Genomic DNA, 7,076 nt, shown 5'->3' with positions numbered 1-7,076 from the left:
CGGTTATATTTTTCATACCCTAAATAGGCATCCATTTCAGTATTTAAAGCCCTTTCAACAATTCTTTTTGTTAGCTTTTTAAATAGCCCATCTTCATTAAAAATTTTTGAAAAATCTTTTCATTTTCAAGTATTAGGTCTAGACCTTGTTCGAAAGAATCTTTTGGTTGTTTTTTCATGTGTTATCTCCATTCTTCATTATTAACTTACTACAAAGTTAATCGTGTGTTTTGGAATTTACACAAAATTCTTTACAGACCCAACTGAATTTTTAGCGTGGTTTTCCCAATAACTTTAATGATTATTTTAGGTCTTTTACTTGGACAAGATTTTTTAGTCTATGGACTAATGGGGATTATTTTATTAGTTTCTTTAAGTAGTACAATAATTCCAATTAGTATTTATCTTTGTTCGGATAAAGTTGAAAAAAGAATTAAACATTATTTAATTATTAAAGGTGCAATTTGAAAATATACAAGAGCATTATATTTTGTCAATTTGATTATGTTTGGCCTTGTCTCCGTACTCTTATTTTTAGTTTCCACTTTAGGTTTTAAGATCTCAATTGATTATAAAACAGTTTTAATGCTAATTTCATTTGGTTTTATTTCATATACTTTTGCTTTTATTATTGCTATCATAATTGGTGCTTTAATTAACTCTGTAAATGATGCAATTCCTTTGTCGATGTTGATATTTTTTATAATTATCTTAATTTCCGGAATTACAATTCCATTGCAAAAACTAATTCCTCAATATTATTACCTCGAAGTATTAACACCATTTGGGTGTCTATATATGTTTTATAGTTGTGTTATTGGCTTTATTGATTTAACAATAGTTGAAATGGTTGTAGCTATTGTGATAATAATAATTTGAATTCTTGGTTTGTCATACTTGTTATATATAGCTTTTAAAAGTTTTAAAAAATAATTTCACAGTAATTTAAATCAGTGTCAATCAGTAAATATAAATGTCACAAAAAATGGTTTCAAATTTTAAATTTATAGGTGGAAGAATTCTCTTTCCACTTTTTGGGGGTCTTTACCGATTTTTGTGTAAATTCCTTTTTACTCATTATTCAAATACGACCCTCCCTTCAAACATTATGTAAAAATGGGCTAATGCAGATCTTCAATTTTGAGGTTGCATAGCTCATTTTTTCAATGTTTTTGATAGCCAAATAGAATGTTTTAAAGACAGCATTATCATTAGGAAAAATACGTTTATTTTTAGTAAATTTTATTAATTGTCCATTCAAAGATTCGATGGCATTGGTGGCGTAAAGAATGTGACGAATTTCGGGTGGAAATTGTAAAAATAAAACCAAATTATCTCAATTATTTTTTCATAATTTGAAAATGTAGAAATACTGAGAATCTAAGTTTCACAAAATCAAGCAAGCACCAATTGGACCCCTTCTTCATTGATTTATTGGTAGATCTTTTTTAAATCACTTGTTAATTCTTTTGCATGTTTATAAGAAACAAATTTTTAACTATTGAGAATTTGATGAATAATGCATAATTGATGAGCTGTTGCTAGAAAAACTGTTCTGATGACATCGCCAAAACCTTTTAAATTATTACTGCATGCAACTAGAATATCACCAACTCCACGATTTTTAAAATCGGTGAAATTATTTAATCAAAATTTGGCACCTTCGTTTTCGCTTATTCAAAGCCCTAAAACGTTTTTTAACCCGTTTATATTTATGCCTAGTTCGATATAGACGATCAGTAATTTGACTAATTAAAGTTGGACTAATATCAACTTGATAAAGTTCTTTTAATTGTGCTTTAATGTCTGATAATGGCGCTCCCCGAGCATACATCATTAAAATTATTTTTTACCAAACCTTCAAATCGGCGTTGATGTTTGGGAATGAACATGGGTTCAAAATCACTATGACAATCTCTTGAAATGACTAAATCAATTTCACCATTTTCAGTCAAAATTGTTTTGAAGCTTGTTTCATTGCGATAGTTATTTTCATCTGTCTTGCAGTTATATTTTTCATATCCTAAATGAGCATCCATTTCAGTGTTGAAAGCTCTTTCGACAATTCTTTTTGTTAGCTTTTTAAAAAGCCCATCTTCATTAAAGATTTTTGAAAAATCTTTTTCATTTTCTAATATTAGATCTAGACCTTGTTCAAAAGAATCTTTGCTAATTTTTTTATAAAAAATTACATTTAACACTTTCGTTTTTAACAAGTATTTTCTTTTGTTGTATTGCAAAAGTAATCATTTAATACCAATACTATAATAATTTCGAGGAAGGAAGTAAAAAGATGGAAAAAATTTCTGTTTACGCCCCTATTGATGGGGAAATTGATTTGATTGAAAACCTTAATGATGGTGTTTTTAGCGAAAAAATGCTTGGTGATGGTTTTTTTATTAAGCCAGAAAAAAATAAAGAAGTTATTTTTTATTCACCAATTGATAAAGGTAAGATAAGTTTAATTACTGATACTAAACATGCATTCTTTTTTGAACAAAATGGTTCAAATATTTTAATGCATATTGGTTTAGATACAGTTTCTTTAAATGGTCTACCTTTTGAAGTTGAAGTTCAATTAAATCAAAACGTTTCTCTCGAAACAAAAATTGTTAAAACCGATATTGCAATGATTGAAAAATCTGGATTAAATGCTTTTTGTCCAATCACAATTGATGGTGGTGACAAACAATTTAAATTTGATTTATTAAATAAATCAAAAAAAGTTAAAAGAGGTGAATTGGTTGGTGAATTTACACTAATTGAAACAGTCGAAAAAAAAGTTAAAGTGGTACAAAACTTTAAAGATTTTTTTAGTGAAGACAACACCTATCGTAAAGTTGCTAAAAAAATTAACAAGTTAGTTGGTGGACCAAATAACTATGATGAAGTATTCAACTGTATGACTCGATTAAGATTCAAAGTTAAAGATGTTGATCAAGTTGATGTTGATGGTATTAAGAAAGTAGAACTTGTCAAAGGCATGGTTTGAAATGGTAAACAACTACAAATCATTATTGGCCAAGATGTCTACAAAGTCAAAGACCAAGTTGTCTTATTAAATCGTGAAGGGAATAGTAATTTAATTACGAATAAATCCAAAAATGCTTTGCCATGGCATCTAAAATTCCTTGCGATGTTTAGTGGGATTATGGTGCCAATGATTCCTGCCTTTATTGGTTTTGGATTATTTCAAGCTATTTTAGGAATCTTGAGTTATGAATCAATTGGGGTTGTTCCCCCAGAAGTTATTAGCGGGAACATCACTAATCAAACCAATGTTGGTTGAATCACATTATTTGTGATTAGTAAATCTTCTCTAATTTTTATGGGGATAATTGTCGCATACAATGCTGGTAATTATTTTGATTTTAATCGACCAATGGCAGTCGCTTTAGGTCTTGTATTATGTTCACCACTAATGTTTGGACCAAATGGTGGAGGCCCAATTAAACAAGGAATGACTTGGGTCTTATTCCAAGGTGGAGCTTTAAATTCTGGAATTCCAGTAATTGATGGAATTCCGGGAGCTGGTGTCTTGCCAATTAACGTCTTTGCAATTGGACCACAATACACTAAAATCTTTGTGGTTATTGCAACAATTTATTTAGCTAAAAAAATTGATAATTGAGTAATTACATGAATTCCACCACAAGTAGAATTAACTTTTAGATGATTCATTGTTATTGGTCTATCTGCAGTTCCTGGGTTCTTTGTTTTTGGACCAATGTGGTTCTATTTAGAAAAAGTTTTAGGAATTATCTTTTACTTCCTAGCTAAAGCCCCAATTGGAATTGGTATTGGAATTATTGGTGCTATTTGACAACCTGCTGTGTTGTTTGGTGCGCACCCAGCTATTGGTATCTTATTTATGGTTGATGCAATTAGTAATTCTGGATTTGGTCACTTCAATGCTGTTTCACACATTGCTGTTTGATCACAATTCGGTGCTGTGCTTGGGGTATCTATCGTTACTAAAAATGCTGCCACAAGACGTGATGCCAATAGTTTTGCTATTGCTGGTGTCTTTGGTATTACTGAACCAATTCTTTTTGGAATTAACTTACCAAAAAGACGCCCTTTATTTGCTGGGGTAGTTGCCGCCTTCATTGCTTGTATGATTGCTGGAATTTTAGAAATCACAGGACGTGTTGGTTCTGGACTAGGAATTTTTGAAATTATTGGTTACTTTTCAAGTCAAAGTGGGTTTGGAGCAAATGCTAGTGATCTTGGTTATTTAGATGGACTAAAAAATGGGTTATTTTTAATTCTTTGTGATGGTATTTCTATTGGTTTAGGAATTGGTTTAACTATTTTGATGTACAAAGAAAGAGTTTCTGAAAAGAAACAGTTAGTTAAAAATGATAAATTATTTGTTAAATATTTATTAGCTAAAAACTACATTGATGAAGCACAAGCACAAAAATTAGCAAACGATCTAACTGCTATTTCTGCTTTAATTTCTAAAGAAGATGAAAAAAAACTAAAAACTATTGAAAAGTTGTATCAAAAAATGAATAAAGCACAAGATCAACTAACTCATGCTGAAACTAAAATGATTGTTCATAAAGATAAATTTGTTTTACGTGGTAAAAAATTATTACAAAGAAACCAAGATAAAAAAGCTGAATTGTTGTATGCCAAATATGATATCGAGCCTTTTGAAAATAAAATTAAATTATTAAAAGATGAAAAGAATAAAATATATGGTCAAATCAATGACACATTTGTTTATGAGTTCCAAAATAATTTATATGATAAATATCAAAAAGTGATTAACAAAATGAAAGCTTTAAATGATCTTGAAAAAGATGCAATTAATCGTCGTTACAAATCAATTTTAAACTCTTTAAGAATTGCTTACCGACTAGATGACTTTGATGATGCTGAAATGAAATTTTCAAAAGAAATTTCAACACTAAACAAAGAAAAGAAATTAGCATTGAAAGCAAATAAATAATTGCAAATAGTATTTGTTTAAAAACTAAAACACATTAAAATTTAGCAAATCCAAATAGTTAGGGGGGCTACAGTTAACTTTTATGTGATAGCAATTTTTGTTAAGTTTACCTAATTATAAAAAAGTGATAAAAAGCATCTCTTTGATGCTTTTTATCATTACAACACCAAACATATTTAACTCATTTTTGTTACATAATTTGGAATTTGATAAACTAGTAAATCAAGAATTATAATAAACACTTTGTTGTGATGATTGTTTTAGGAAAAAATTTGAGTATATTTTTCGATCGCCACTGACAATATATGCTTCTTTGCGCCACCACTTATGTTTATGGATTTATTGCCTAATTTATATAGACCATCAATTTGTGATTTTGTTAATCTTAAAATTGAGTCAAACATCAAATATGATTTTTTTAAATTTTTTATTTTTAATTCATATCTTAGTAATTTATGTAGTTGTGAGTTTTCATTTATTAATGGCCGAGAAGTCAATGGAATAACAATGTATGTACCTTTAATTTCTTTCAAGATTAATGCTGGTCTTGGTTTGATATATTTGGAATCAGAAAAATTTAAATGAATTTTACCGTTTTTAATTTCTTCAAAAATAATGTTTGAGTGTAGCTTTCTTATTTGTATAAAATCAAATTTTTTGTATTTAAATTTTGGATTAACATCCATGGCTTTACTTCTCCTTTTTTAAAAAAAACTTCCCCACTTTGAAAGTGGGGACTACGTGCCTCTAGGGCTAAGTAAGGATTACAGACGATAGATAATTGTTTGTTCCTTACTAAGTTTATATATCTTTTTTTAGATAAATACAATATTTTCTACAATATTTTTAATTGTAAATAATGTTTTGTAAGGTTCCCTTTTTCGGGACACATAATTTAAATCACAATAAAGTGATTGTAAAATTATATGTAACGAAAGAGGTTTTTATTATGAATAGACAATACAGTCCAATAGAAAAAGAAAATATGATTTTAGAATTTAAAAATTCTAAGCTAGAAATGCGCCATTTTGTGGTTCCATACAACGTCACTTATCAAGCATTTTCAAAATGAGTGCAACAATATGATAAATTTGGTTCTGAGGGTTTATCAGGAACTAAAAAAGTAGAAGACCAAAAAATTAAAGAGTTAGAAAAGGAAATCAAGAAATTAAAACGAGCAAACTTAGAACTAGAAACTAGACAAGAATTATTTCGCCTTTTAAAAAGAGAAATTGATAAAAAAAAGTAAATAAATGAGAGCTAAATATTTATAAATGTATAGTCATCACAAACTTTTACATTGAAAAAAAGGAACTTCCAATTAGAACATTGTGCCAATTGTTTGGACTTTCCAAAACAGTTTATTATCGTTGATTAAAAGAAAATAAACCTATAAATCGTTGTATTAACTACGAATTGGTCTTGAAAATTGATCAAGAATTTAAAGATAGTGGTAATACATATGGGCCTAAAAGAATTGCTAAAGAATTAGGTATAAGTGTCAAAAAAGCTCGTAGATACATGATTTTCTATAATTTAAAACCTAATAATTCACATCCTCCTAAAAAAGAAAAGTCACCAATTCCAGAACAAGAAGGCAAATATAAGCAAATTATTAAACCAAAAATGGATTTAACAAAATTTGGTGATGTCTTTTCAACTGATATTACTGAAGTAAACTATGGAAAAGAAAAATGATACACATGTGCTTTTTATCATATTAAACAAAAGAAAGTCTTTGGTGTGGTTACTAAGCCATACAAAGGTATGGAATTAGTAATGGAATCCTTTTTAAAAATGGTTGATGAATTTGGTTCATTTAAAAAAAATTCTATTATTCATTCAGATAATGGGTCTGAATTTAAATCATATCAATATTGATTAATCCTAACTTGATTTGGTTTCAAACCAAGTATGTCAAGAGTTGGTAAGTCAACTGACAATGGTTTTATCGAAGGTTTTTGAAGCACTTTAAAGAGAGAAGCCTTAAAAGAAAGTCATGTTTATACAACTTTAGATGAATATTCACTCAATTTAAAACATTATTGTAATTTTTACAATAATAAACGGATTACACTGTTGTAAAATATGTGTGTCCCGAAAAAGGGTACCCTACA

The 7,076-nt window shown here is 28.5% G+C and carries 5 protein-coding genes and 1 pseudogene; 4 read left to right on the top strand and 2 right to left on the bottom strand.

Annotation, left to right across the window (positions count from 1 at the left end):
• The first annotated feature begins 176 nt into the window (after positions 1-176).
• Positions 177-932 (top strand): hypothetical protein, encoded by a 756-nt coding sequence (locus P695_RS0104580; RefSeq protein ID WP_028127056.1) that lies wholly within the window; start codon positions 177-179, stop codon positions 930-932.
• Positions 933-1,076: 144 nt separating this feature from the next.
• Here the strand turns inward: P695_RS0104580 and P695_RS06420 are convergent.
• A pseudogene (locus P695_RS06420) lies at positions 1,077-2,188 on the bottom strand (IS256 family transposase).
• Positions 2,189-2,292: 104 nt separating this feature from the next.
• On the opposite strand from P695_RS06420, the gene P695_RS0104565 reads away from it, so the two are divergent.
• Positions 2,293-4,959: a PTS glucose transporter subunit IIA gene (locus P695_RS0104565; RefSeq protein ID WP_028127054.1), complete on the top strand. Its 2,667-nt coding sequence runs from the start codon at positions 2,293-2,295 to the stop codon at positions 4,957-4,959.
• Between the two features lie 260 nt (positions 4,960-5,219).
• Here the strand turns inward: P695_RS0104565 and P695_RS0104560 are convergent, their stop codons facing one another.
• On the bottom strand, positions 5,220-5,645 hold the full coding sequence (locus P695_RS0104560) for a type II toxin-antitoxin system PemK/MazF family toxin (RefSeq protein ID WP_028127053.1): 426 nt from the start codon (positions 5,643-5,645) through the stop codon (positions 5,220-5,222).
• 263 nt (positions 5,646-5,908) lie between these two features.
• Between P695_RS0104560 and P695_RS0104555 the strand changes: the two genes are divergently transcribed.
• A complete protein-coding gene (locus P695_RS0104555) occupies positions 5,909-6,208 on the top strand; it encodes a transposase (RefSeq protein ID WP_028126638.1) in 300 nt (99 codons plus the stop codon).
• An 89-nt stretch (positions 6,209-6,297) separates the two neighbouring features.
• Positions 6,298-7,044 (top strand): DDE-type integrase/transposase/recombinase, encoded by a 747-nt coding sequence (locus P695_RS0104550; protein WP_028126637.1) that lies wholly within the window; start codon positions 6,298-6,300, stop codon positions 7,042-7,044.
• The last annotated feature ends 32 nt before the right edge of the window (positions 7,045-7,076 follow it).

Origin of the sequence: Williamsoniiplasma lucivorax ATCC 49196 (genome assembly GCF_000518285.1) — a bacterium.
Classification (GTDB): Bacteria; Bacillota_I; Bacilli_A; order Mycoplasmatales; family Mycoplasmataceae; genus Williamsoniiplasma; species Williamsoniiplasma lucivorax.
Note: the sequence above shows the minus strand (reverse complement) of the source record. Positions and strands in the feature narration are given on the sequence as shown.